The organism is Variovorax sp. P4_D9 (genome assembly GCF_056401695.1).
Window position 1 is genome coordinate 1 of the sequence record NZ_JBFUIU010001724.1, and the last position, 610, is coordinate 610.

Here is a 610-nt window from a genome sequence, read left to right on the forward strand (position 1 = left end):
AGCGGCAAGTCGAGCTTCATCGGCCGCGAGGTCACCAAGAGCGAGCGCCCCGAACTGACGGCCGCCAAGATCATCGTCTCGGGCGGCCGGGCCCTGGGCAGCGCCGAGAAGTTCCAGGAAGTGATGGCGCCGCTGGCCGACAAGCTCAACGCGGGCCTGGGCGCCAGCCGCGCAGCCGTCGACGCAGGCTACGCCCCGAACGACTGGCAGGTCGGCCAGACGGGCAAGATCGTCGCGCCGCAGCTCTACATCGCGGCGGGCATCTCGGGCGCGATCCAGCATCTGGCGGGCATGAAGGACTCCAAGGCGATCGTGGCGATCAACAAGGACGAAGAAGCCCCGATCTTCAGCGTGGCCGACTACGGCCTCGTGGCGGACCTGTTCACGGCCGTGCCGGAACTCGTCCAAGTGCTCCCCTCACGCGAGACGGTCTGAGATGACAAGATGCGCCGTCTCGGCCAAACAGCCCTAGCGTCGCACGCACATGCCGGGGAATGATGCTGGGCGCGTCGAACATAATTCAAGAATAGAATCATCGACCATTTTCTTGACAGTTGTAGCAAACCATGGGTGAAAAATTTCCGTTTCGCGCGCGCAATCCTGACAATAC

At 63.3% G+C, this 610-nt stretch carries 1 protein-coding gene; it reads left to right on the forward strand.

The genetic code is table 11. The features are described from left to right. Positions 1 to 435, forward strand: a 435-nt coding sequence (locus AC1DY5_RS57995) for an electron transfer flavoprotein subunit alpha/FixB family protein (protein WP_478123094.1), incomplete at its 5' end; no start/stop codon positions are given. Positions 436 to 610: the final 175 nt, after the last annotated feature.